Below are 24,826 nucleotides of genomic sequence, written 5' to 3'. Positions count from 1 at the left end.
CGGCGCGACCTGCTCTGGTTTCCTCCTCCCAAGGAAAACATGGAAAACCCGGTGCCGGAAACGGCGCCGGGTTTTCTACGTTGGGGAATGATGATTTTCAGTGGTGCCGGCGTTTGCGGCGGACCATCTTACCGAAGCGGGCTCTGTCGTCCTCGGCCTTCGTGCGGTGAAGGAAGGCGAGTCTGCTTCCGTCAAAACCCTGGAAGAACTCGTCCCAGGAGATCTCCTCCTGTGAGTCCGCCGAGAAATCGACGCGAACAGTTTCGCTATCCCTCGCATCCTTGATCCGGGCGGGATGACCGCCGCGCGCCTCGATCCAATCTCTGATCCTGCTGTAATCTGTCGTCGTGCCGAACCTGGCCATCAAACCCTCCGCAGCATTCGATTGCGACATTGATTACTTCCAACGCATGATCGACGGAATAGTTCCATAGGGTGATAATTAATTGTCCGGCGATATCCAGTTGAGCTAGTTGATGTTCAAGCATTCGTTATTTTGAGTTAATTCATATGGGCTGAAATGGAGGATGATGTGAAACGCTATTCATTCTCGATAATCGTGTCTGTTGTCATCGCCAATCCAGGCATCGCATTCGCCTGCAACAAGCTGATCGGCACCTGAGCCGCACCCAGCTTCCAAGGCGTGACTTCGGCCGCGCCTTCCTTTGTGACGCGATTGCGAAACGATCGGCTCCCCTTGCGTCCTGCTGCAATCCTTTCTATATCGGTCGCTTACCCAGAAAGGCGGCCGATCCCGCCTGAGATCAGCAATCCGCCGCAATTGCAGCGCAAGGGCGGGTTATGAGCGCGCAGAATTTGGCACCACCGTTGAACACACTGGATTTTGACAAGAAGCCGGAAGAGACCCGCGTCGTCGTCGCCATGTCGGGCGGCGTCGATTCCTCCGTCGTGGCCGGCCTTCTCAAACAGCAGGGTTACGACGTGCTCGGCATCACGCTGCAGCTTTATGATCATGGCGCCGCTGTTCACCGCGCCGGCTCCTGCTGCGCCGGCCAGGACATCGACGACGCCCGCCGCGTCTGCGAAACGCTCGGCATTCCGCATTATGTGCTCGACTACGAGAAGCGCTTTCGCGAAACGGTGATCAATCCTTTCGCCGAAAGCTATGTAGCCGGCGAGACGCCGATCCCCTGCGTCTCCTGCAACCAGACCGTCAAGTTCGCCGACCTTCTGGCAACGGCGAAGGAGCTCGGCGCCGATGCGCTGGCGACCGGCCACTATATCCGGTCGCGGCCGAACCCCTCGTCTGAACATCCCGGCCGCCGCGCGCTATTCCGTCCGGCCGATGCCGACCGCGACCAGAGCTATTTCCTCTTCGCCACGACGCAGGAGCAGATCGACTATCTCCGCTTTCCCCTGGGCGGCCTGCCGAAGGCCGAGACCCGCCGACTTGCCGAAGAAATGGGCCTCGTCGTCGCGAAGAAGGCCGACAGCCAGGACATCTGCTTCGTGCCGCAGGGCAAATACTCCGACATCATCACCAAACTGAAGCCGAATGCGGCGCTCGCCGGCGAAATCGTCCATCTCGACGGCCGCGTGCTGGGAAACCATGAAGGCATCCTGCATTTCACCATCGGCCAGCGCCGCGGCATCGGCATCGCCACCGGCGAGCCGCTCTACGTCGTCTATCTCGACGCCCGTTCGCGCCGCGTCATCGTCGGGCCGAAGGAGGCGCTGGAGACGCACCGCGTCTATTTGCGCGACGTCAACTGGCTGGGCGACGAGACGCTCGCGCAGGCTGCTTCCGGTGATGGCTTTGCCTGCTACGCCAAGGTCCGCTCGACGCGGGCACCGGCGCCTGCCGTACTGCATGTCGATGCGACAGGCACCTATGTCGACCTGACCGTCGGCGAGGCGGGCATCGCGCCGGGGCAAGCCTGCGCGCTTTATTCGGCGCCCGGTGACGACGCCCGCGTCTTCGGTGGCGGTTTTATCGAACGCTCCGAACGCGAACCTTCGGCCGAAGCCTCGCTGAAGGCTCTGCTGGCCGGCCCCGTCGCCGCCTGAAACCCATCGGAAACGACTGGCGGCAAAGCTCAGCGTTTTTCTCCATCCTGCGCTTGACACAGAGCCGAAGCGCACCTTATAAGCCGCTCATCCCACGAGCCCGCAGCGCTTCGCGAGCAGGTATCGTTTGGGCAGTGGCGGAGTAGCTCAGTAGGTCAGAGCAGAGGAATCATAATCCTTGTGTCGGGGGTTCAAATCCCTCCTCCGCTACCATCTCTTTGTTAAAGAATTTGTGATCCTTGCGCTCGATATTGAGCTGCATTCACGCGGACGCGGTAGCACATTCCAGCTCCAAACGCTGCGGCAAGCGGACAAAACAGTTCAGCCTCAGGATATCCGCTACGCCGAGAACAGCTATCTGTAGAGCGCCAAATGCAATAGAGGCATTTTCATCGCGTAGAGATGGGATGCGGCAGCGATGATAGCAGCCCATACGGCCAGTGAGAACATGACCGCCGCCAACTTAATTCCGACTGACTGCATCATTTCCTCCATGCCAGTATGATTTGTGCTCCTCCGCACGATCGAAGGCTAGCAGGGTGGAGGTCGATCAGCTATCGCAAGAAATCGCTACCAGAAAAGCCGCTCGGTAAGCTGGGAAAGCCTTCGGGAACCCGATACCTCCCCCATTCTCAAACGACAAAGTAAAAATTGTCGTATTGCGCGCCATAGTAATCAGGCCCGCTCGTTTCGGTAATGACGGGTTCGGTGTCGAGTATGAGATAGTCGATCAGCCCATAGGCACTGAGATCAATCACTTGCGGGTCATGAATGCTGTCGGCGGTCACGTTGACCGTGACCAAGAACACGGTATCGCCGTTCAGCCTCCCTTCGATCGTCAGAACGTTGTCATAGTCTGATGCGCCGTTTGCCACGCTGAATTGCTCGATCTGAAAGGTGCCGCCATCTGCGGCCTGGATGGGCGTCCAGAATACGCCGCCTGAGAGATAATGATTGCCATCAGCTTCCTTTTGTATCGTTGCATCGTCGCCATCGTGCCAGGCGCCCCAATCGAAGCCCTTGTAGCCTATGGGGAAATCGTGTTTGCCGACATCCTCGAAATTGACGAAGATGTCGCCGCGCTCCGGCAGGTCGACAGCGATATTGAGCAAGCCAAAGTCGGTAGCGCCTCTACCGTCCGAAATCTTGAAACTGAACTGGTCGAGGAGTTGATCTCCCGGGCCGAGCGCTGATACCACCGGATTGGAGGGATCGAGTTCATAGGTGTAATAGCCGTTGGAATAGACGGTCAGCGTGCCGTACTTTCCCTCGATCGTCGTCGTGGCCGGTCCATCCGGATTGGGCGGTTGCGGAATTCGCTGCCCGTTCACGAAGTTGAGACGCACAAGATCTCCGTCGGCATCAATGTAACTGGTGCTGTCCAGAATGTTGCCGTCAATCGGTTTGTCGACATCGAAAATAGGCTGGTATACGTCACCTGCGATCGGCTTGTGGTTTGCCATTTCCACCTCCCGTCTGAAGTATTGTTTGAATATGCAACCCTTTCGGGTGCTTGGCAACGAAATTGACGGAGCGTCAGATCAATTCAGCTGTCAAACCCGACAGGCGCAATTTTCTGCAGCTCAAATATCCAAGTAGAGGCGTCGGCTTCGACGTCTGCCAGTCTGATGATGACGTGATCATGACGATATACTGCATTGATTGCTTCAATGCAGGCCGCCCACTCCGAGCAAGCTTTCTACTGCTTCGTGATCCTTCGACAAGTCCGACGGCGTTCCGGTCCAGGCCACCCTGCCGCGTTCGAGAATGATGACCCGATCGGCGAAATCGAGCGCGCTCTGAATGCGTTGTTCGACCAGAAGGATCGTCATGTCGCCTGATTTGGCGAGTTCTGTGAAGGCCGCCATCAGTTCCTCGCAGATCACGGGGGCCAGGCCCTCCAACGGTTCGTCGAGCAATAGCACGGACGGGCGTCCGAGAATGGTGCGGGCTGTTGAAAGCATCTGCTGCTCGCCGCCGGAGAGCTGGTTGCCGAGGTTTCGGCGGCGCTCCTTCATGCGCGGGAACATGGCATAGGCTTCCTCCAGCGCCGTCTTCGGCCGCGCCTTCAGACCGACGAAAAGGTTCTCTTCGACCGTCAACGTCGGAAAGACGCAGCGTGTCTGAGGCACATAGCCGAGGCCCCTATGGGCGCGCATTCCGCTCGGTGCTGCGGTGACATCCGAACCACCGAGGTGGATCTGGCCTTGATACCGCCTGGTCTGGCCGGCAAGCGTTGCCAGCAGCGTGGTCTTGCCCATGCCGTTACGGCCGAGCACGGCAAGACGGGCGCCCGCCGGCACGGTGAAGGAGATGCCTTCGAGCACCCGCGTCGGCCCGTATCCGGCCGACAGGTTTTCAACCTCAAGCGACAGGGCTGGCATTGGCATAGCTCCCGAGATAGGCCTCGCGCACGCGGACATCCTTGGTGACATCGGCCGGCAGGCCGTCGAAGATGATCGCGCCGGCCGCCAGCACGATGACGCGCTTGGCAAAACGGAAGACGAGATCCATGTCGTGTTCGATCATCAGGACGGCGAGATCGGCGGGAAGGTCGGCCAGCGCCTGTTCGATTCGGCCGGTATCGCTTTGCGGCACGCCGGCCGCCGGCTCGTCGAGCAGCAGCACCTTCGGCCTCAGCGCCAGCGCCACGGCAATTTCGAGGAGCCGCTGCTGGCCATAGGCGATCTCGCTGACTCTGCGATGCATTAGCGAGGCCAGCCCAAGTTTACCCAGGAGATCGTCGACCTCCGACATGACGTCGGGCATGGCGAGGAAATTCCCGAACATCTTGCGGGTCTTTCCGTCACGCTGAAGGACGGCGAGCCCCACATGTTCGGCGGGCGTCATATCCTGAAAAAGCCGCGTCACCTGAAAGGATCGGACGAGGCCGCGTTTGACCCTGCCGATCGCATCCACCTTCGTCACCGCCTCGCCGCCGAGGCGAACCTCGCCGGAATCGGGGGAGAGATTGCCGGTGACGAGGTTGACGAAGGTGGTCTTGCCGGCGCCGTTCGGGCCGATCAGCGCGATGCGGTCGCCGGGCGCCATTGCCAGCGAGACATCATTGGTGACGGCAAGGCCGCCGAAGGCTTTCCTGAGATTGGTTACTTCGAAGACCGGGCTCATGCGCGCGTCTCCTTCCGGCGGCCGATCAAGGCGGCGGCCGTTCCGTAGAGGCCTTTCGGCGCAAACAGCACGACGGCGATCAGCAGGGCGCCGACCATGGTCAGCCAGTGAAAGGGGTTGGCGGCCGAGACATAATCTTCGAAGAACATGAAGATGACGGTGCCGGAGAGCGCGCCGAAGAGGAAGCCGGTGCCGCCGAGCACGAGCATGACAAGCGCTTCGGCCGATTGCGTGAAGGACAGGCTGTCGAGCCCGACGACCTGGGTCGAGATCGCATTCAGCGCGCCGCCGACGCCGGCAACGGCGCCTGAGATCACGTACATCTTGATGAGAGCGGCCTTCGGCGAGCCGCCCATGGCGCGGATGCGCAGCGGGTCTTGCCGGATGCCGCGGCAGAGCATGCCGAAGGGTGAGCGAACCAGCAATCGCAGCAGCACGAAGACGATGACGAGCAGTGTCGCTCCGAAGAAGAAGGCGGTGTGGCCGTAGAGATCGAATTCGAAAATGCCGAATATCGGATCCGGCGCGATGCCGGAAAGCCCGTCGCTGCCTCCCGTCCAGGCGGAGGCCTTGTTGGCAAATTCATGGAAGAGGTGGACGAGCGCAATCGACAGCACGAGCTGCGGCAGCCCATGCGCGCGCAGGATGATCGCGCCGCAGAGCAGCCCGGCAACCGCACCCCCTGTTATGCCGGCAAGCATCATCAGCAGCGGGTCGTTGATGCCGTAATGCGCCGACAGGATCCCGGCGGCATAGGCGCCGGAGCCGAACAGCGCGGCATGGCCGAGCGTTGCGACGCCGCAATAACCGGTCACGAGATCGAGCGACAGGACGAGCAGGGCGATCGTGATCATCCGCGTCAGAAGCGCCAGATTGTCGGGAAAGGCGAAATAGCCGATCGCGGCGATGGCCGTGATCACCGCTACTCCGAGAAGATCGGCATTCACTGCGCGCCGATGCCGGAGGCGTTCGGTTTCGTTGTTCATGACGAGCGTCATCCTATTTCATCCTTCCGGCAAGGCCGCGCGGGAAGACGCAGATGATAGCGATTACGGCGAGATAGAAGAAGAATTCCCCGAATTCCGGCATCAGATAGCGTCCCGTCGTATCGATGGCGCCAAGCAGCAGGCAGGCAATCAGCGCGCCCGGAATGGAGCCGGCGCCGCCGACGGAGACGACGACGAGGAAGGTCACCATATAGCGCAGCGCGTAGTAAGGTTCGACCGGCAGCAGCTCGGCGCCGACCACACCGCCGAAGGCGGCAAGCCCGACGGCAACGGCAAAGCTCACCGCATAGATGATCTCGGTGCGCACGCCGAGTGCGGCAGCCATCGCGGCATCGTCGACGGAGGCGCGCAGCTTGACCCCGAAGCTCGTTCGCTCGATCGCGAACCACAGGGCGAGCGCAACGGCGAGACCGCAGAAGATGACGAAAAGCCGGTGCACGGGAATGGTGCGGAATCCGAGATCGACCGATCCCTGCAAGGCGCCGGCAAGCGGTATCGTCTTCAGCGTCGGTCCCATCACGTAGTTCGCGATGCCGATGACGCAGAAAGTGATGCCGATTGTCATCAGCACCTGGGTCAGTTCAGGGGCGCCATAGATCCGGCGGTAGAGAAAACGCTCGAGCGGAATTGCGATGATGATCGTGACGACGACGGCCGCGACGACTGCGACAGCATAACTAAGACCGAGGTCACGGGCGGCATAGGAGGCGATGTAGCCTCCGATCATGGCGAAGGCGCCATGCGCCAGGTTGACGACACGCATCAGCCCCATGGTCACGGAAAGGCCGATCGAGATCACGAAGAGTGCCATGCCATAGGCAAAGGCGTCGACGGCGATGCTGAAGACTGTCTGCATGAAAATACCTTACTTTGATGCGGCGGGCGCGATGCGCGAGCCCGCCGCCGGTCCGGATGCCGCAATCTTACTTGGCCGCCGCGAGGCCCGGATCGCCCTGCTTCTCGAACGTCTGGATCTCCTTGTTGATGTAGGTCCCATCATCGGCCTTGACGACTTCGCGCAGATAGATGTTCTGGGTGATGTGCCGGCTTTCCGGATCGATCGAGACCGGGCCGCGCGGGCTCACCCAGGCAAGGCCCTTGACCGCGTCGACAGCCTTCTCTGCATCCTGCTTGCCACCCGTCGCCTCGATCATCTTGTAGATGACATACATGCCGTCATAGGCGCTGACCGAGGGGAAGGAGAGTTCAGCCTTGTTGCCGATCGCCTTAGCGGCAGCCTCGACGAAGGCCTTGTTCTCGGGCGAGTCGTGGGAAACGGCATAGTGGAAGGTCGTCTGGATGCCGAGTGCGGCATCGCCGAGCGCCGGCAGATCGGATTCCTGCGTCAGATCACCCGGCGCGAAGAACTTGATACCGGCGGCCTTCAGGCCGTTTTCATTGTAAGCCTTGACGAAGCCGAGTGTCGTCGGTCCCGACGGTAGGAAGGCGAAGACGCCCTCTGCACCGGAATCCTTGATGCGCTGCATGATCGGGCTGAAATCGTTGGTGGCAAGCGGCATGCGGATCGCCTCGACCACCTGACCGCCGGCCTTTTCGAAGCCGGCCTTGAAGGCATTCTCGGCGTCAATGCCGGGGCCGTAATCGCTGACGACCGAGATCACCTTCTTGACGCCTGCGTCGAAAGCGACCTTGGCGATCGGCGTCGAGGTTTGCCACGTCGTAAAGGAGGTGCGCACCACGAGCGGGCTCTTGGTCACGATCGCCGAAGTGGCGGCGTTCATGATAATCATCGGCACGTTGCCCTGCTTCAGGATCGGCGTCACCGCCATGGCGTCGGGGGTGAAATAGAAGCCGGCGAGATACTGGACCTTTTCCTTGACGATCAGTTCCTGCGCCAGCGCCTTGGATTGGGCCGGATCGGCCTGCGGCACGTCGCGGTAGACGATCTCGACCGCGTCGCTGCCGACCTTGTTGCCGTTGACAGTCATATAGGCTTCGATGCCGGCCTTGAAGTTCTTGCCCTGGAGCGCGAAGGGACCGGAGAACGGCCCGATGACGCCGACCTTGATCGTGTCGGCATAGGCGCTGGTGCCCATAACAATTGCCGCAGCGGCGGCCAGAAACAGCTTCCTCATTTTTCTCTCTCCCTTTTCGGCGTACTCCAGCGCCGTATTGAATTTCTGGTTAGCTTGTCATGCGAAATGGTGATGTAAAATGAAATAAATCCCCAAACACATGATTTGCCGGTTATGGTTCTGCGTGGTCATAACCACTCGTTGTTCGCTGCGTCTATGCGCGACTTTCATGCTCGATCTTCGTGTCAGAACGGCAATCCCACGTAGTTTTCCGCGAGCACCGTCGAGGCCGCACGGGAATGGGTGAGATAGTCGAGTTCGGCTTCCTGGATCTTCTGATCGAAATCGCCGGTATCCGGAAATCGGTGCATTATGGTCGTCATCCACCAGGAAAACCGCACGGCTTTCCATACGCGGGCGAGCGCCGTCTGCGAATAGGCGTCGATGCCGCTGTCGGAGCCTTCGCGGTAATGCTCGAGGAGCCCGCAGAACAGGTAATGGACATCGCTAGCTGCAAGGTTCAGCCCTTTGGCGCCGGTTGGCGGCACGATATGGGCGGCGTCGCCGACGAGAAAGAGCCGTCCGAAACGCATGGGCTCGGCGACGAAGGAGCGCAACGGAGCGATCGATTTTTCGAAGGATGGGGCGGTCGTCAATGCTTCGGCGTGATGGGCCGGCAGGCGCCGTCTCAACTCGTCCCAGAAGCGCTCGTCGCTCCAGTCTTCGATCTTCGCGTCAAGCGGGCACTGGATATAGTAGCGGCTGCGCGTGGCCGAGCGCATCGAACAGAGCGCGAAGCCCCTCGGGTGGTTGGCGTAGATCAGTTCATGGCTGACCGGCGCCACGTCGGCGAGTAGGCCGAGCCAGCCGAAGGGATAGACCTTCTCGAAACTTCGGATCGCCCGTTCGGGAAGGGCTCGGCGACTCGTTCCATGAAAGCCGTCGCAGCCGGCGATGAAATCGCAATCGATGCGGTGGCAGATACCATCCTTCGTGTAGGTAACGAAGGGCGAGCCACCGTCGAAATCATGCGGAGCCACATCGGCGGCATTATAGATCGAAAGGACGCCACAAGCTTCTCGCCGCTGCATGAGATCGCGCGTCACCTCGGTCTGTCCGTAGACGGTCACGCGCCTGCCGCCGGTCAGTTCGTGAAGATCGATGCGGTGGTCGCGCCCGTCGAAGGCCAGCGAGAAGCCGTCATGCGGCAAACTTTCGGCATGCAATCTATCTCCAGCTTTGGCCTCGTCCAACAGCCCGACAGTGCCTTCCTCCAGCACGCCGGCGCGGACGCGGCCGAGGATATAGTTTTTGCTCACGCGGTCGAGGATGACGTTGTCAATTCCAGCTTCGGTCAGAAGCTGACCGAGCAGAAGGCCGGATGGCCCCGAACCGATGATGGCGACCTTAGTTCGCAAATGCTTCCTCCCTCGCATTTTTGCGTTTTGTCAGATTCTGCCGTGCCGCCATTGCCGCAACAATGGACATTCCGACCGAAAAATTGCACTTATCGAACATTGGCACAGGAGAGAGCCGATGAGCAGGCATATACCGACCTACGAGCTCTATGGCGAAAATACCGGGCGATCTCCGGAATTCTGGTTGCATTGCGAAACAATTCGCTCCCGCAGCAGCCTGCATCAATGGGAAATTCGGCTTCACCGCCACGAGAGCTTCTTTCAGATATTGTACATCGAAGCCGGTTCGGGCGATGCGATCTTCGGCAACAGGAACCACGCCATCTGCCCGCCTGCGATCATCACGGTTCCCCCTGGGCTCAATCACGGCTTTCGCTTCTCACGTGATATCGACGGCCTGGTGATCACTATATTGAGGTCCCATCTTAGCCACCCGCCAGGCGAGCGAAGCCAGCTGGGCGAGTGGCTGGCGATGCCGCTTCTGACGCCGCTCGCTCCCGATAACGCCGAGGCTGCCTATGTCATGCAGACGCTGAGGCGGCTCGGCGACGAATTCGAAAACCGCCGCGGTGGCCGCAACGAGGTGTTGGCTGCCTATGTCGGGCTGGCGTTGCGGCTGACGGCGCGGATTTCGCATGAAGGACATGCACAGGAGCTTCCGTCAAACGAGAACGAGCGGCGGATGGAGATGCTGGACGAACTGATCCAGCAGCATTTTCGATCGCACAGGCCGGCTTCCTTCTATGCCAAGGAACTCGGCATTTCGTCGACGCATCTCAGCCGTATCGTTCGCTCCATGACAGGAAACACCCCGCATGAGCTGATCGCCGGGAAATTGATCGAAGAGGCGAAGCGCCAGCTCGTCTTTACCATCGGCAGCGTTCAGGAGATCGGATTTCGCCTTGGCTTTGCTGATCCCGCCTATTTCTCGCGCTTCTTCCTGAAATATACGGGCGAAACGCCGCGGGTCTGGCGGATGAACGAAAAAGCTCGGCTTGAACGGGCATAGGGTCCGGCATTCGGTCGTCCGACATCGCGTGCGTCAGTCGCAGATGTCTCACGCGGCTGGCCACATCCAGTTCCGCACCTCCGGCATGTCCTCGCCATGTTCCCTGACGTAATCATGATGTTCCGCGAGCTTGCCGCGGAAGGCGGCCAGCGCGTCCTTCGCCTTCTCCTTCAGGCCCGGCACGCGCTCGATGGCTTCGATGGCGAGATGGTAGCGGTCGAGTGCGTTAAGGACGGTCATATCGAAAGGCGTGGTCGTCGTTCCCTCCTCGACGAAGCCGCGGACGTGGATGTTTTCGTGGTTGGCGCGCTTATAAGTCAGGCGATGAATGAGATAGGGATAGCCGTGATAGGCGAAAATGACCGGCTTATCGGCGGTGAAGATCGCGTCGAAGGCCTCGTCGGCAAGGCCGTGCGGATGCTGGTCTCTGGATTGCAGCGCCAAGAGGTCAACGACATTGACGGTGCGGATCTTCAGCTCGGGAATGGCCTTGCGCAGAAGATCGACGGCGGCGAGCGTTTCCATCGTCGGGACATCGCCGGCGCAGGCCATGACGAGATCAGGCGAGATCGTGTCCTCCTCGTTGCTTGCCCAGTGCCAGATGCCGATGCCGGTCTCGCAATGTTTCACCGCCTCGTCCATCGACAGCCATTGCGGCTCCGGCTGCTTGCCGGCGACGATGACGTTGACGCGGTCATAGGTGCGCAGGCAATGATCGCCGACCCAGAGCAGGCTGTTGGCGTCCGGCGGCAGGTAGATGCGGACGATATCGGCTTTCTTGTTGGCGACGAGATCGACGAAACCAGGATCCTGATGGCTGAATCCGTTATGGTCCTGTCGCCAGACATGCGAGGTCAGCAGGTAGTTCAGCGATGAGATCGGCTTTCGCCATTCGAGCTCGCGCGTCACCTTCAGCCATTTGGCGTGCTGGTTGAACATGGAATCGATGATGTGGATGAAGGCCTCGTAACAGGAAAAGAGGCCGTGCCGGCCAGTCAGGAGATAACCTTCCAGCCAGCCCTGGCAGAGATGTTCGGAGAGCACCTCCATGACACGCCCATCGCGAGAGAGGTGGACATCATAGGGTTGGATGTCCTCCATCCAGACACGGTCGGTGACGTCGAAGACGCTGCCGAGGCGGTTCGATTCCGTCTCGTCGGGGCCGAAGATGCGGAAGTTTGCCGCCTTGGCGTTGAGCTTCATCGTGTCACGCAGGTAATGGCCAAGGATCTCCGTCGATTGGGCGACAACGCTGCCGCGCCTGCCGATGTCGACTGCATAATCCCGAATATCGGGCACGGCCAATTCCTTGCGCAGCAAGCCGCCATTGGCATGCGGATTGGCGCCCATGCGGCGTTTGCCAGCGGGGGCAAGGGCGCGCAGTTCCGGTTTCAGTCGGCCGTCGGCGCCGAACAGGTCTTCGGGATCATAGCCGCGCATCCAGTCCTCGAGAATCTTGCGGTGGTCGTCATTCCCGCGGCAGTTGGAGACCGGCACCTGGTGGGCTCGCCAGAAATCTTCCACCTTCTTGCCGTCGACCTCCTTTGGGCCTGTCCAACCCTTGGGGCTGCGCAGCACAATCATTGGCCAGCGCGGGCAGCCGGCTGTGCTCTTGCCGCTGCGGGCTTGCTCCTGGATCTCGCGGATGCGCTCGAAGACCCGGTCCAGCGTCGAAGCCATTTGTTGGTGCATGTTGCGCGGCTCATGGCCGGTGACGAAAAGCGGCTCGTAGCCGTAGCCTTCGAAGAGACGTCGGAGGTCGTCGTCACCGGCCCGGCCGAGAATGGTCGGATTGGCGATCTTGTAGCCGTTCAGATGCAGGATCGGCAGAACGGCGCCGTCGCGGGCGGGATTGAGGAACTTGTTGGAATGCCAGCTGGCGGCGAGCGGCCCGGTTTCGGCCTCACCGTCGCCGACGATGCAGGCGACGGTGAGGTCGGGATTGTCGAAGGCGGCGCCATAGGCATGGACGAGGGCGTAGCCGAGTTCGCCGCCCTCATGGATCGACCCCGGTGTTTCCGGCGCCGCATGGCTCGGAATGCCGCCGGGAAAGGAAAATTGGCGGAAGAGTTTGCGCATCCCCTCGGCGTCTTCGGAAATATCGGGATAGATTTCGCTGTAGGTGCCTTCGAGATAGGTGTTGGCGACCATGCCCGGCCCGCCGTGGCCGGGGCCGCATATGTAGATGATGTCGAGATCGCGGGCTCGGATGAGGCGGTTCAGATGCGCATAGATGAAGTTGAGGCCGGGCGTCGTGCCCCAGTGGCCGAGCAGACGGGGCTTGATGTGCTCTGACTTCAGCGGCTCGCGCAGCAGCGGATTGGCAAGCAGGTAGATCTGGCCGACCGAGAGATAGTTGGCGGCCCGCCAGTAGCGGTCGATCAGGGTGAGTTCAGCATCGGTCAGGGCGGCGGCGGTCGAGACATGCTTTTCCATTGGCTTCTCCCGTTCGAAAACACGTTCAACGTCAGTTCTAGCCGTTAGCGCCGGCGCGCCATTGATCTGGATCAGCGGGCGCGAAGAACGGACAGCGCTTCATCGGCGATCACCTGTTCTTCGTCCGTGGCAATGACATGGGCGACAATGCGGCTTTCCCTGGTGCTGATCGTGAAACCATTGGCGGCATTGGCCTTCTCGTCGATCGAAAGGCCAAGCCAGGACAGGTGTTTCGCCACGCCGGCGCGGATTTCCGGCTGATGCTCGCCTATCCCGGCGGTGAAGACGACGGCATCGAGGCCGCGGAGGGTTACCGCCATGCGGCCGATCTCGCCGGCAATGCGCAGTGTGAAAAGGTCGATCGCCTGGCGCGCTTCCGGCCGGCCGTCCTTCAACAGATCGCGCGTGTCGGCGCTGATGCCGGAGACGCCGAGCAGGCCTGAGCGGTGATAGAGCAAATCCTCGATCTCACCCAGAGACCGTTTTCTCTCTCCTGCCAGGTGCAGGATCACGCCGGGATCGAGGCAGCCCGGGCGTGTCGCCATCGGGATGCCGTCGAGGGTCGAAAAGCCCATGCTGCAATCGCGGCTGATGCCGTCTTCCATCGCACAGAGGCTGGCGCCGCTGCCGAGATGGGCGACCACAGCCCTTGCCGTATGCGGCGCCTTGCGAGCGAGTTCACTGGCGATGAACTTATAAGAAAGCCCGTGGAAGCCGTAACGCTTGATGCCCTCCTCATGCAAGGAACGGGGTATGGCGAGGCGGCGCACGAGATCGTCCTGCGTGGCATGGAAGGCGGTGTCGAAGGAGGCTGTCTGGACAAGATGCGGCTTCAGATGGCGGAGCGCGCGGATGAAGCGCAGCGCTTGCGGTTGGTGCAGGGGCGCGAGCGGGATCAGCGCTTCGATCCCATCGGTGGCGGCGTCATCAAGCGCGACGGCGCTCGTGAAGCGCTCGCCGCCATGGACGACGCGGTGGCCGGCCACGGCCGCCGCTGCCATATCGAAGTGATCGGCGAGACGCGTGAAGGTCTCGTCGATGACCCCGTGCAGATCGTACGTCACCTCCGCCTTCAGGGACATATCGAATGTCTGCGATCCCTTGGTCAGGACAAGCGAGAGCGGCTCGGCGCGGAGATCGATGACGCCCTTTCCTAGGTGTCGTGCCTCGGCACCATCAATCGAGAAGACGCCGACCTTCACCGTCGATGAGCCGGCGTTGAATGTCAGGAGGAGGTCGGTGGATGACATGTCTTCAGAGACTCCGCACAGTCGTCACGATGACCGAACTTAGCGCCGAAACTCCCGCCGGAAAGGCATGGCCGCCCGAGCGCCACATGCTGACGGCGCGTGGCAGCCTTGGGACAGTTTTGTCGAATTACGCGGGGGTCAGGCGGTTGACGCCAGATTGGCGTTGCGATCGCGGATGAAGATGCTCGCCTCGGCGGCGGGCATCGCCTTACCGAAAAGATAGCCTTGGCCGATGTCGCAGCCGAGCTGCAGCAGGAAGGCAAGCTGGCCATGCTCCTCGACACCTTCCGCAGTCGTCTTGATGTTGAGGCTTCTGCTGAGGCCAAGCATGGCGCGGACGATTTTTTCCTGGCGTTCGTCGTCGCGATAGGTGGCGATGAAGCTCTTGTCGATCTTGATCTTGTCGAAGCGGTAGCGGGCGAGCTGGGCAAGGCTCGAATAGCCCGTGCCGAAATCATCTAGGGCGATCTGGATGCCGGCCGCATGCAGCTCTTCGAGAATGATGGCTGCGATAGCGGGATCCTGGATCAGCGCGTTTTCGGTGATCTCAATCTCCAGGCGTTGCGGCGGCAGCCGGCTTGCTGAAAGGACCTTGAGGATGCGGGAGGCCAGCAGCCTGTCTTCCATCTGCACCGGCGACACGTTGAAGGACAGGGTGACATGCGCTGGCCAAGTGAGCGCATCGCCGCAGGCCTGCGCAAGGAGATCCTCGAACAGGGCGGTGATCATCCCGGTTTCCTCGGCAATGTCGATGAAAACAGGCGGCGGAATATTGACACCATCCTCGCCGACCCAGCGCGCGAGGGCTTCGAAACCGCAAAGCTTGCCAGTCCTCAAATCAATCAGAGGTTGATAGAAAGGCATGATCGCCTTGTCGGCGATTGCCGCACGCAGCCTGCTTTCCAAAGAGGCGCGTTCCGTTACCTTGTCCTGCATCGAAGCTTCGAAGACGAGATAATGGTTAGGGCCGCGTGATTTGGCCTCATACATGGCGAGGTCCGCACGGTGGGCGGCGTCTTCCAGCGGCTCGCTGCCCTCAAGCCAGCGATCGTAGCCGACGCTGGCGCCGACTTCGACGGCAAAGCCATCGATATGGATCGGCCGGGTGACGGCCTGGATCAGCAACTTGGCGAAACGCTCCTCGCGCTCTGCCGTCAGGGAAAAGGCGACGATGATGAATTCGTCACCGCCGAAGCGGTAAACGCAATCCGCGTTGCCAAGCGCGCAGATGCGTCTGGCAACTTCGACCAGCAACACGTCGCCGCCCTTGTGGCCGACCAGATCGTTGACTTTTTTGAAGCCGTCGAGGTCGACGGAGAAGATCGTGACGTTGTCGTCCCATTCCTCGATCTCGGCCTCGCCGCTTCTGACCGGCCGTGAGAGTATTTTGCGCTCGAAGGCGTAGCGGTTCGGCAGCTTGGTCAGATGGTCGTGGGTTGCCGTCCAATCGGCCTTAGCCTGTTCGGTGGCGCGCAGCTCCATTTCCTTGCGCAGGTCGGCGATGCGCAGCACCGAATAGATGAAGCTCATCGCGCCAGCGATGCCGAGAGCCAGAACGAGCTTATCCGCCCCGTACTCGCCGAAACCGGTCATGAAGGAGACGAGGCGGTCGTCGAAGTGCAGCACCGTACCGAGGATCCAGAGGGTTACTCCGAAAACCACAACCGACACGCATTGCCTTCCGGCCCTGCTTCGGAAAAACGCAGGCATTATCGCATTCTCCATCTCCACCCTGTGCCGGACTATCACGAAAATCTGAAATGTTCGTTGAAACCACAAGGCGAATTGTTGGAGGTGGCAGCCCGTCCGTTGCGGTGCTGTCGGGACGTCGGCTGCGCTACGGCGTTTCGCTGGTGCTGCTTCGAAGACTAGAGGATGTCCGGATTCAAGACGAGGGGAGCCCCACGAAAGAACGAGGGCGAGCGTGCTGTCGCATCGCTCGCCCTGTCTCGCTCTTTAGGCGGTGACGATCAGCAGCGGAACGCTGACGACCAGACCGACCATAACTAAGGTGAACGTCACGACCCTCATCAAGCGCAGGCGCCGCGTACGCTCCCCACTCCAATCATATGCCATAGCTTCCATCTCCTTGGGACAAGGAAGTAGTCCCGGTCAGACCCGGTTCAATAGAGATGACGCGATTTGCTTGCGTAAGGCTGGATAGTATGAGGGATGTCTAATTCTCTAGAGGCGCAGCGACCAGCGCTGTCCATTGCCGGTCATCCGAACGACCACCAGCGGCTCGACATCGACGAGCCAGAAGGAGGGGAGGGGAGCCTGAAGCACATGCGCAATCGCTGTTCTTATAATCGATGCGTGGGTGACGGCTATCACATGGCCGCCGAGCGTGGATTGCTCATCCATCCAGCCGGCGACGCGCGTCCGCAGACCGAGAAAACTGTCGCCGCCATGTGGGGCGGCTTCCGGATCGCTCATCCAAGCCATGAGGTTCTCCGGCTCTTCGGTGCCGATTGCCGCAATCGGCCTGCCGGCCCAGCGGCCATTGTCGCAGTCGGCAAGCCGCTGTTCTATTTGAGCGTCGAGACCGAGGGCTGTAGCGGTCTGGCGGGCACGCAAAGCCGGGCTCGTGACGATCCGGTCGGCGCGAGGCAGGGCAGTCATCCGGGCGGCTTCTTCAGAGGCCTTGTCTTCCAGCGGCTCATCCAGTGGGAACAGGGCCTTGCGGCTCGCCGCCGTGGCGCCGTGACAGATCCAGGTGAGGCGGGTATTCACGGTTGTTCCGATCTTCGCAATATGGTGGGGACGACCCTTCGCCGGCGTCTCGAAGTTTCGTTGACAGTCTCTTCGGCGTCCAGATATAACCGTGCTGTTGCGGGTTTGGAAGCCGGTGGAAATCCGGCGCGGTCGCGCCACTGTGACCAGCGGTTCGAAGTTCTTTACGCTGGAAGTCAGACCCTGCCGCACAACACTCTTTCGACTGAACGCGTCATTCCGGAGGGATACATGTCTGACACCACTTTCGCGCCCGTTGCGGCACCGGCGCCAATCCCTGTAGGGGAAATCCTGCCCTGGGCGGTTTTCGGCGGCCTGCTGATGCTCATCGTTCTTTATTTCGTCGGCACCGAGGAAGGCGCGATGGCGCTGTTCAACGGCATGTATGTGCACGAATTCGTGCATGACGGCCGCCATCTCCTGGGCTTTCCCTGCCACTAAAGCGCATCGCGATCTTTCAAATTCGCTTCTCGCGCTTTAGGTCTTTGTTTACGCATGTCGTTATCGCAAAACTGCTGCACACTTTTGTGCGACATGCTTAGTGGGAATATTGAGATGGTTGGAAAGCTTCTGCTTCGCGGCATGCTCGCGGGCCTGATTGCTGGCATCCTCGTTTTCGCTTTCGCCCATATCTTCGGCGAGCCGCTGGTCGATGCGGCAATCGCCTTCGAGGAGGCGAGCGCTGAGGCGGCGGGCGAAGCTGCCGAACCTGAAATCGTCAGCCGGGCCACGCAGGCTGGTCTCGGCCTTTTCACCGGCGTCATGGCCTATAGTATCGCCGTCGGCGGGCTCTTCTCGCTCGCCTTCGCCTTCGTACATGGCCGCTTCAGCAGCCTCTCGGCGCGCGGCACCTCGGCCGTCATCGCCATTGCCGCCTTCGTGGCAGTGGTGCTTGTTCCCGGAATCAAATATCCGGCCAACCCCCCGGCGGTCGGCAATCCCGAAACGATCGGCGTCAGGACCGAGCTGTTCTTCCTGATGATTGTCGTTTCGCTCGCCTCGCTGGTTGCCGCGGTCGCGCTTTCGCGCCGCCTTGGCGAGCGCTTCGGTCTCTGGAACGGCGCGATCATCGCCGGCATCGCCTATCTCGTCTTCATCGGCTTCGTGCTTTATCTGTTGCCGCCGATCAACGAAGTGCCCGAGAATTTCTCGGCGATGGTACTCTGGCGGTTCCGCACCACCTCGCTCGGCATGCATGCGATCCTTTGGGCAACGCTCGGTCTGGTTTTCGGAGCGCTGGCAGAAAGGGGTCTTGCCGCCAAGAGTGGACTGCGGCCGGCGTTCCGGTGATGCAGCATATTGGCAGGTTTGCTTTTCTCGGTCTCATCGCGAGCCTGTTGCCAATGTTTATCGGAAATGCTTTCGGCCATGGGAGCAGCTCTGGCGGCTCCGATACCGGGCTCGATATTCCGGCAATTTCCCACGGCGAGATGGCGATCATTTCGGAGTATCGCAGCAGCATCAGCATGCTGGCGTCACGGGCGGCCGATACGAACGAATCGTTCCGGCGTGTCTTGAACTACTCGGAAATCCAATATTCCTATTGCCTCTGGGGCCGAGTGCCGGGCAGTGTGACCGACGAGGAAAGCCCGTTCAACGAATGCGCCCATGCCTATCTCGCGGCGACGAAAGCCGTGCTGATGGCGATGCGTGAGATGCCGCGGGAGGCAACCGCGGCGGGCGAAATCATCTCGGCCATCGACGCCGAGATGGCGGGTCGCGGGCTTGCCTTCATTACCTGCCAGTTCAGCGGCGAGGCATTCAATACCGCCAATATCGTCAAGCCGAGCTGGAGCAAGGTGCCGCTTCATCCTGCCAGCATGGCGTCCCTGACGGGGTTGGCCGCCATGTTGGGGCTTGCCATCCTGACGCTTCGCCGTTTCCTGCGGCCGAAGGCTCAGTCGTCTGAATAGCGCTGCTCGCGCCACGGATCGCCATACATATGATAGCCGTTCTTTTCCCAGAAGCCGGCCTCGTCGGCGGCGAGCAACTCGATGCGGCGCAGCCATTTGGCGCTTTTCCAGAAATAAAGATGCGGCACGACGAGGCGCATTGGGCCGCCGTGCTCCGGTGTCAGCGGCAGGCCTTCCCAGGAGGTCGCCAGGATCGCATCCTCGGCGGCGAAATCGGCGAGCGGCAGATTGGTGGTGTAGCCGTCATAGCTCGTCAGCATCACGTAGGCTGCTTCCGGTTTCGGCATGGCGCGATCGAGCAGATCCCGCGTCGAAACGCCTTTCCAGTTGTTGTCATAACGCGACCAGGTGGTGACGCAGTGGATGTCGCTCACCCCAGTGCTCTGCTCCATCGCCTGGAAATCGGCCCAGGTGAGGGTGAGAGGCGTTTCGACCAAACCACGCACTTCAAGCTGCCAGCTCTCGGTTGAAATGACCGGCTGCTGGCCGAGATCGAGCACCGGCCAATTCTTGACGAGGTGCTGGCCGGGCGGCAGGCGCTCGGTCTCGGGCCTGCTGATGCGCCCGGTCAGGAACTTGCCCTCTGACGCCCAGCGGCGCTTGGAGTTGGTGAGTTTGCTGTCGGCGGGCGTTTGGTCGTCGCTCATGAATGGGTTTCCTTGCGGTGCAGCAATAGGACATCCGTCCCTGCCGAGTGTCAAGTTCCGGTGAGCCCTTGGAAATCCTCGCTTGCCTCATTAAACTGAGCCGTCGGGCATGCCTTGCTGGGGAGTGAAGGCAGAAAGGGAGGAGCCGGATCTGTCTTCGAGATATCGTGCCATCGCGGCGCTGCTGGTGGTGCCGTTTGTCATCTTCGCCTTCTTCACCTATGGAAGCGCGATTGCGACGCGCGCCTATATGCAGGAGGCTTCCGCTCAGGCGGGAACGGCGCTGCGCCTTGCCGTCTCGGCGCTCAGCGGCCACCTCAACCGCTACGAGGCGCTGCCGGCGCTGATCGCCGATCACGACGATATCAAGGAACTGGTGAGCGCGCCCAACGATATGGCGCTGCGTGATGCGGCCAATCTCTATCTCAAGGAGATCAACGGGCTTTTAAAATCCTCCGACATCTATGTGGTGAAGCCGGACGGGGAGACGATCGCGGCCAGCAATTACGATGGGCCGGGAAGCTTCGTCGGACAGAATTTCAACTACCGGCCCTATTTCCAGGAGGCGATCGAGGGCCGGCAGGCGCGGTTTTACGCCCTCGGCACCACGTCGTTAAAGCGCGGCTACTATTTTTCGGCGCCGATCAGGGTCGGCGCCGATATTCGCGGCGTCATCGTCTTCAAGGTCGATATCGACATGATCGAATCCTCCTGGAGCGGCGGCGAATACAAAATCTTCGTCTCCGATCCGGAAGGCATCATCTTCATGTCCGGCAGCCCGGAATGGCTCTACGGCGCGATCCTGCCGCTGACGGCCGATCGTATCGCCCGCACGGAAGCGTCGCGGCGCTATGCCAATGCAAGACTGACAGCCCTGCCGGTAACGCGCCATCGCTTCGAGCCGCATGATCTGATGACGCTTGCGAGTGATCGGGGCGCAAGGGAGTATCTGGTGCTGTCGCATTACATGCCGGCCGAGGACTGGACGGTGAATGTGCTGATGGAGACAAGCTCCATCCGCGCTCAGGCGCGCACCGCGCTTGTCGCCGTCTTTCTCATCCTTTGCATCGCCGGCCTTGCTGTCGCGGTCATTCGCCAGCGGCGGGCGCGACTTGCCGAGCGCATGCAGATGCAGGCCGAAGCGCGGGGTGAGCTCGAGCGGCGGGTGGAGGAGCGCACGGCGGATCTTGCCCGCGTCAACAGCCGCATCGAGGAGGAGATCGCCGAGCGGCGGTTGACCGAGCAGCAGCTTCGCCAGACCCAGGCCGATCTCATCCAGGCGGGCAAACTCGCTGGGCTCGGGCAGATGTCGGCTGCCCTTTCGCATGAATTCAATCAGCCGCTCGCCGCCGCCAAGACCTATACGGACAGTGCCTCGGTGCTGATCGATCGAGGCCGGACGGAGGAGGCGCGCGACAATATAAGGCGGATCGGCGGGTTGATCGACCGCATGGCCGCGATCAGTCGGCACCTGCGCAATTTTGCCCGCAAGCCGAACGAGAAGCTCGGGCCCGTTTCGCTCGACGAGGCGATGCGCGATACACTCGAGATCATCGCCTGGCGGCTGAAGGCGGCGGACGCCGAGCTCCGGCTCGATCTCGGAACGCAGCCGCCGGTGGTGCGCGCCGGCTCGGTGCGGCTGCAGCAGGTGCTGGTGAATGTGATCTCCAACGCGGCCGATGCGGTGGAGGGGTTGGATGACAGGCGCATTGAGGTTTCGGCCTTCGAGGAGGCCGGCAAGGTGGTGCTGACGGTGCGCGATCACGGACCCGGCGTGTCGGCGGCGATCGCCGAGCGCATCTTCGATCCCTTCTTCACGACCAAGGGTGTCGGCAAGGGGCTCGGCTTGGGGCTTTCGATCTCCTACAACATCGTCAAGGATTTCGGCGGCAGCCTGACGGCTGCCAATCATTCCGAAGGGGGCGCGGTGTTCCGCATTGAGCTGCAATCGGCGGCAGGGCTGATTCCGGAGGCGGCTGAATGAATGATGCGAAGATCCTGCTCGTCGACGACGAGGAAGAATTGCGCCGCTCGACGGCGCAGGCGCTGGAACTCTCCGGCTTCAGCGTCGAGACCTTTTCGAGCGGCGAACATGTGCTGGAACTGATTGGTTACAGTTTTCCCGGCGTCGTCGTCAGCGATATCCGAATGCCCGGCATCGATGGAATGACTTTGATGCAGAAGATCCGTGAGATCGATCAGGAGGTGCCCGTGATCCTCGTCACCGGCCACGGCGATGTACAGCTCGCGGTCAAGGCGATGCGCGAAGGCGCCTATGATTTCATCGAGAAGCCGTTCACGCCTGAAATGCTCGCCGGCGTCATTCGCCGGGCAATGGAGCGGCGCGGGCTGGTGCTCGAAAACCGACTGCTGAAGGCGGTTGCCGGCAAACGCGACGACATCGAGGCGCGGCTGCCGGGGCGCACGCAGGTGATGGTGGATCTGCGCTATCGCATCCGCGCGATCGGCGCCAGCGACGCCGATACGCTGATCGTCGGTGATACCGGGGCGGGCAAGGAGGTCGTGGCCCGCGCACTTCACGATATCAGTGCCCGGGCGAGCCGGCCGTTCATTGCGATCAATTGTGCCGCGCTGCCGGCGAACCTGATCGAGAGCGAGCTCTTCGGCCACGAGCCTGGCGCCTTCCCGGGCGCGGTCAGGCCGCGTTACGGGAAGTTCGAACATGGGCGCGGCGGCACCATCCTGCTCGACGAAATCGGCTCCATGCCCTTCGATCTGCAGGCGAAGTTCCTGCGGGTGCTGCAGGAGCGGGTGATCTCCAGGCTCGGATCGAACGAGGTCGTGCCGCTCGACGTGCGCTTCATCGCGACGAGCAAAGTAGACCTAGAGGCGGAGGTAGCAGCTGGCCGCTTTCGCGCCGATCTGTTTTACCGACTGAACGTCGCGACGCTGCATGTGCCGTCGCTGTCGCAGCGGCGGGCGGACATTCCGCTGCTTTTCCTGCAACTGGTGCGCGAAGCGGCCGCCCGCTACGGCCGCGACGAGGTGGCCGTGCCGCCGGAGGTGATCTCCGACATCGCCCAGCGCGACTGGCCCGGCAATGTGCGGGAACTGAGGAATGCCGCCGACCGTCTGGTCCTGGGTCTCGACAATGGCGGACGGCATACCGAGGAGGCAATCGGACTTGCAGAGCGGGTCGCCGAATTCGAGCGAGGGATTATCGCCAGCGCGCTGGTGGCGCATGGGGGCAGCCTCAGGCCTGTTTATGAATCCCTCGGCATCTCCCGCAAGACCCTTTACGAAAAGATGCAGAAATACGGCCTCGACAAGCGGATGCTGACTACCGAAAGCTGATCCTGGTTTGCGTCGTGCATTCTCCGGGACAATGGTGCTCCAGCCCGGAACGTTGCGCGTTGGGTGGAAATCCACCCATCGCCTATGCCGTTTGTTTCCAAATCGACCCATGCTGCATTGCACTGCCGCAGAATCATCTTGCGGAAGCGACGGTAATGATTGCGGCGCGATTTCTCTCGGCGGCAAATAGGTCATCCCCGGCGGAGGATGTGTCGGCGGGGCGGCTGTTTCATCAGGGAGGAAACGATGAAAATCCTGAAGGCCGTGCTCGGCCTGACCGCGGCTGCCGCGGTCTCTCTTCTCGCCGGCGTCGCTTCGGCGCAGACCTACCCCGAACGCACCATCACCATGGTCGTCCCCTTTGCGGCGGGCGGCCCCACCGACACCGTTGCGCGCCTTGTGGCGGAATCCATGTCGAAGGATCTCGGCCAGCAGATCGTCGTTGAAAATGTCGGCGGCGCCGGCGGCACGCTCGGCGCCGGCCGGGTGGCGAGCGCCGATCCCGATGGTTACACCATCCTGCTGCACCATATCGGCATGGCGACCAGCGCCACGCTCTATCGCAAGCTCGCCTACGACACGCTCGGCGCCTTCGAATATGTCGGACTCGTCACCGAGGTGCCGATGACGATCGTCGCACGCAAGGATTTCGAGCCGAGCGATCTCAAGGGACTGATCGACTACGTCAAGGCCAACAAGGAGAAGGTGACGGTCGCCAATGCCGGCATCGGTGCGGCTTCGCATCTCTGCGGCATGATGTTCATGAGCGCCATCCAGACGCCACTCACGACCGTACCCTATAAAGGAACCGGCCCTGCGATGACGGATCTGCTCGGCGGCCAGGTCGATATCATGTGCGACCAGACCACCAACACGACGAAACAGATTAAGGGCGGCACGATCAAGGCCTATGCGGTGACCTCGCCGAAGCGTCTCGATGTGTTGAAGGATGTACCGACGGCTGTCGAAGCCGGCCTGCCGGGCTTCGAAGTGGGCATATGGCACGGCATCTACACACCGAAGGGTACGCCGGCCGCGATCAACGAGCGCCTGTCCAAGTCGCTGCAGCTGGCGCTGAAGGATCCGAATGTCGGCGCCCGCTTCGCCGAACTCGGCACGGCGCCGTCTTCCGATGCAGATGCAACGCCTGCTGCTTTGAAAGCCAAGCTAGAAAGCGAGATAGCCCGCTGGAAGCCGGTGATCGAGGCTGCCGGGGAATATGCGGATTAGTGAGGGATGTGCCAGGAATAGCCCCTCACCCTAACCCTCTCCCCTAAACGGGGAGAGGGGACCTGCCATACGAGACATGGCGAGGGACGGAGAGGCTGCGGCATGTTCCCTTCTCCCCGCGAGCGGGGAGAAGGTGCCGGCAGGCGGATGAGGGGCCATCGCGGCAGTGACGGCATCACGTGAACCATCTCCAACTTCAGGAGACACCATGAAATCTATCAGTCTCGATAGCACCAATGCGATCTGCGGTGCGCTTTTCGTCGCGATCGGCGCTTTCTTTGCCTATCAGTCGGTCGGGCTCGATGTCGGCACGGCATTGCGCATGGGCCCCGGCTATTTTCCGTTTATCCTTGCCTGCGCGCTGATACTTCTCGGCGCGATCATCTTCATTCAGGCGCTGCGTGTGGAGGGGGAGCCGGTCGATCCCTTCGCCTGGCGCGGTATGCTCTTCATTCTGCCGGCTCCCGTCTTCTTCGGATTGACGGTGCGCGGGCTCGGATTTGCGCCGGCGCTGTTCTTCACCGCCTTTATCGCCTGCTTTGCGTCGCGCAAGATGAATCTGGTGTTCGCGGTCATCCTGTCGCTGCTGCTGACGGTCTTTTCGGTCGCCGTCTTCAGCTATGGGCTCGGACTGCCGTTCGAGCGTTTCGGCCCCTGGGTCCGGTTCTAGGAGGC

General features: G+C 61.2%; 22 protein-coding genes and 1 tRNA gene. 10 read left to right on the top strand and 13 right to left on the bottom strand.

The annotated features are described in order from the left end of the window. Positions 1–97: 97 nt before the first annotated feature. Entirely contained in the window at positions 98–364 is a 267-nt protein-coding gene (locus tag ACQ7C1_RS08055; RefSeq protein ID WP_430957915.1) for a hypothetical protein, read from the bottom strand. Between the two features lie 464 nt (positions 365–828). Between ACQ7C1_RS08055 and mnmA the strand changes: the two genes are divergently transcribed. Continuing rightward, on the top strand, positions 829–2,028 hold the full coding sequence (mnmA, locus tag ACQ7C1_RS08050) for a tRNA 2-thiouridine(34) synthase MnmA (protein ID WP_430957914.1): 1,200 nt from the start codon (positions 829–831) through the stop codon (positions 2,026–2,028). Between the two features lie 136 nt (positions 2,029–2,164). Continuing rightward, a tRNA-Met gene (locus tag ACQ7C1_RS08045) sits at positions 2,165–2,241 on the top strand. Between the two features lie 419 nt (positions 2,242–2,660). Here the strand turns inward: ACQ7C1_RS08045 and ACQ7C1_RS08040 are convergent. The 7 genes from ACQ7C1_RS08040 to pobA form a co-directional block, all read right to left on the bottom strand. Beyond that, positions 2,661–3,491, bottom strand: a complete 831-nt coding sequence (locus tag ACQ7C1_RS08040) for a VCBS domain-containing protein (protein ID WP_430957913.1) — start codon at positions 3,489–3,491, stop codon at positions 2,661–2,663. A gap of 204 nt (positions 3,492–3,695) precedes the next feature. After that, positions 3,696–4,412, bottom strand: a complete 717-nt coding sequence (locus tag ACQ7C1_RS08035) for an ABC transporter ATP-binding protein (protein ID WP_430957912.1) — start codon at positions 4,410–4,412, stop codon at positions 3,696–3,698. Continuing rightward, positions 4,393–5,157, bottom strand: coding sequence for an ABC transporter ATP-binding protein (locus ACQ7C1_RS08030; protein WP_430957911.1), 765 nt, complete (start codon positions 5,155–5,157; stop codon positions 4,393–4,395). The genes ACQ7C1_RS08035 and ACQ7C1_RS08030 overlap by 20 nt, the downstream gene beginning before the upstream one ends. Continuing rightward, positions 5,154–6,155: a branched-chain amino acid ABC transporter permease gene (locus tag ACQ7C1_RS08025; RefSeq protein WP_430957910.1), complete on the bottom strand. Its 1,002-nt coding sequence runs from the start codon at positions 6,153–6,155 to the stop codon at positions 5,154–5,156. The genes ACQ7C1_RS08030 and ACQ7C1_RS08025 overlap by 4 nt, the downstream gene beginning before the upstream one ends. A 1-nt stretch (position 6,156) precedes the next feature. Continuing rightward, complete coding sequence (locus ACQ7C1_RS08020; protein WP_430957909.1) at positions 6,157–7,020, bottom strand: branched-chain amino acid ABC transporter permease; 864 nt, start codon at positions 7,018–7,020, stop codon at positions 6,157–6,159. A 67-nt stretch (positions 7,021–7,087) separates the two neighbouring features. Beyond that, positions 7,088–8,260, bottom strand: coding sequence for an ABC transporter substrate-binding protein (locus ACQ7C1_RS08015; protein WP_430957908.1), 1,173 nt, complete (start codon positions 8,258–8,260; stop codon positions 7,088–7,090). A gap of 185 nt (positions 8,261–8,445) precedes the next feature. Then, positions 8,446–9,618: a 4-hydroxybenzoate 3-monooxygenase gene (pobA, locus tag ACQ7C1_RS08010; RefSeq protein WP_430957907.1), complete on the bottom strand. Its 1,173-nt coding sequence runs from the start codon at positions 9,616–9,618 to the stop codon at positions 8,446–8,448. 118 nt (positions 9,619–9,736) lie between these two features. Here pobA and ACQ7C1_RS08005 point away from each other — a divergent pair, with 118 nt between their 5' ends. After that, complete coding sequence (locus tag ACQ7C1_RS08005) at positions 9,737–10,627, top strand: helix-turn-helix domain-containing protein (RefSeq protein WP_430957906.1); 891 nt, start codon at positions 9,737–9,739, stop codon at positions 10,625–10,627. 48 nt (positions 10,628–10,675) lie between these two features. Here ACQ7C1_RS08005 and ACQ7C1_RS08000 read toward each other — a convergent pair whose 3' ends face one another. From ACQ7C1_RS08000 to ACQ7C1_RS07985, 4 genes are all read right to left on the bottom strand, one after another. Then, positions 10,676–13,063 carry a phosphoketolase family protein gene (locus ACQ7C1_RS08000; protein ID WP_430957905.1) on the bottom strand — a complete coding sequence of 796 codons (2,388 nt, stop codon included), beginning with the start codon at positions 13,061–13,063 and terminating at the stop codon, positions 10,676–10,678. Positions 13,064–13,134: 71 nt separating this feature from the next. Beyond that, positions 13,135–14,313, bottom strand: coding sequence for an acetate/propionate family kinase (locus ACQ7C1_RS07995; protein ID WP_430957904.1), 1,179 nt, complete (start codon positions 14,311–14,313; stop codon positions 13,135–13,137). Between the two features lie 138 nt (positions 14,314–14,451). After that, on the bottom strand, positions 14,452–16,023 hold the full coding sequence (locus ACQ7C1_RS07990) for a putative bifunctional diguanylate cyclase/phosphodiesterase (RefSeq protein WP_430957903.1): 1,572 nt from the start codon (positions 16,021–16,023) through the stop codon (positions 14,452–14,454). Positions 16,024–16,497: 474 nt separating this feature from the next. After that, complete coding sequence (locus tag ACQ7C1_RS07985; RefSeq protein WP_430957902.1) at positions 16,498–17,046, bottom strand: histidine phosphatase family protein; 549 nt, start codon at positions 17,044–17,046, stop codon at positions 16,498–16,500. 231 nt (positions 17,047–17,277) lie between these two features. On the opposite strand from ACQ7C1_RS07985, the gene ACQ7C1_RS07980 reads away from it, so the two are divergent. The 3 genes from ACQ7C1_RS07980 (at position 17,278) to ACQ7C1_RS07970 (ending at position 18,959) form a co-directional block, all read left to right on the top strand. Beyond that, a complete protein-coding gene (locus ACQ7C1_RS07980; protein ID WP_085779300.1) occupies positions 17,278–17,487 on the top strand; it encodes a CbtB domain-containing protein in 210 nt (69 codons plus the stop codon). Between the two features lie 114 nt (positions 17,488–17,601). Then, positions 17,602–18,336 (top strand): CbtA family protein, encoded by a 735-nt coding sequence (locus tag ACQ7C1_RS07975; RefSeq protein ID WP_430957901.1) that lies wholly within the window; start codon positions 17,602–17,604, stop codon positions 18,334–18,336. A gap of 53 nt (positions 18,337–18,389) precedes the next feature. Then, positions 18,390–18,959, top strand: coding sequence for a hypothetical protein (locus ACQ7C1_RS07970; protein ID WP_430957900.1), 570 nt, complete (start codon positions 18,390–18,392; stop codon positions 18,957–18,959). Here the strand turns inward: ACQ7C1_RS07970 and ACQ7C1_RS07965 are convergent. Then, positions 18,944–19,606: a sulfite oxidase-like oxidoreductase gene (locus ACQ7C1_RS07965; protein ID WP_430957899.1), complete on the bottom strand. Its 663-nt coding sequence runs from the start codon at positions 19,604–19,606 to the stop codon at positions 18,944–18,946. The genes ACQ7C1_RS07970 and ACQ7C1_RS07965 overlap by 16 nt on opposite strands. 109 nt (positions 19,607–19,715) lie before the next feature. On the opposite strand from ACQ7C1_RS07965, the gene ACQ7C1_RS07960 reads away from it, so the two are divergent. The 4 genes from ACQ7C1_RS07960 to ACQ7C1_RS07945 all read left to right on the top strand — a co-directional run bounded on the left by ACQ7C1_RS07960 (position 19,716) and on the right by ACQ7C1_RS07945 (position 24,821). After that, complete coding sequence (locus ACQ7C1_RS07960) at positions 19,716–21,590, top strand: sensor histidine kinase (RefSeq protein WP_430957898.1); 1,875 nt, start codon at positions 19,716–19,718, stop codon at positions 21,588–21,590. Then, positions 21,587–22,921 carry a sigma-54-dependent transcriptional regulator gene (locus ACQ7C1_RS07955; RefSeq protein WP_430957897.1) on the top strand — a complete coding sequence of 445 codons (1,335 nt, stop codon included), beginning with the start codon at positions 21,587–21,589 and terminating at the stop codon, positions 22,919–22,921. The genes ACQ7C1_RS07960 and ACQ7C1_RS07955 overlap by 4 nt, the downstream gene beginning before the upstream one ends. Before the next feature lie 246 nt (positions 22,922–23,167). After that, complete coding sequence (locus ACQ7C1_RS07950) at positions 23,168–24,151, top strand: tripartite tricarboxylate transporter substrate-binding protein (protein WP_430957896.1); 984 nt, start codon at positions 23,168–23,170, stop codon at positions 24,149–24,151. 208 nt (positions 24,152–24,359) lie between these two features. Beyond that, complete coding sequence (locus ACQ7C1_RS07945) at positions 24,360–24,821, top strand: tripartite tricarboxylate transporter TctB family protein (RefSeq protein ID WP_430957895.1); 462 nt, start codon at positions 24,360–24,362, stop codon at positions 24,819–24,821. Positions 24,822–24,826 lie beyond the last annotated feature (5 nt).

It is taken from the genome of Rhizobium sp. Nf11,1 (genome assembly GCF_050587665.1).
GTDB lineage: Bacteria > Pseudomonadota > Alphaproteobacteria > Rhizobiales > Rhizobiaceae > Rhizobium.
This window is presented reverse-complemented; position numbering and strand designations above follow the sequence as displayed.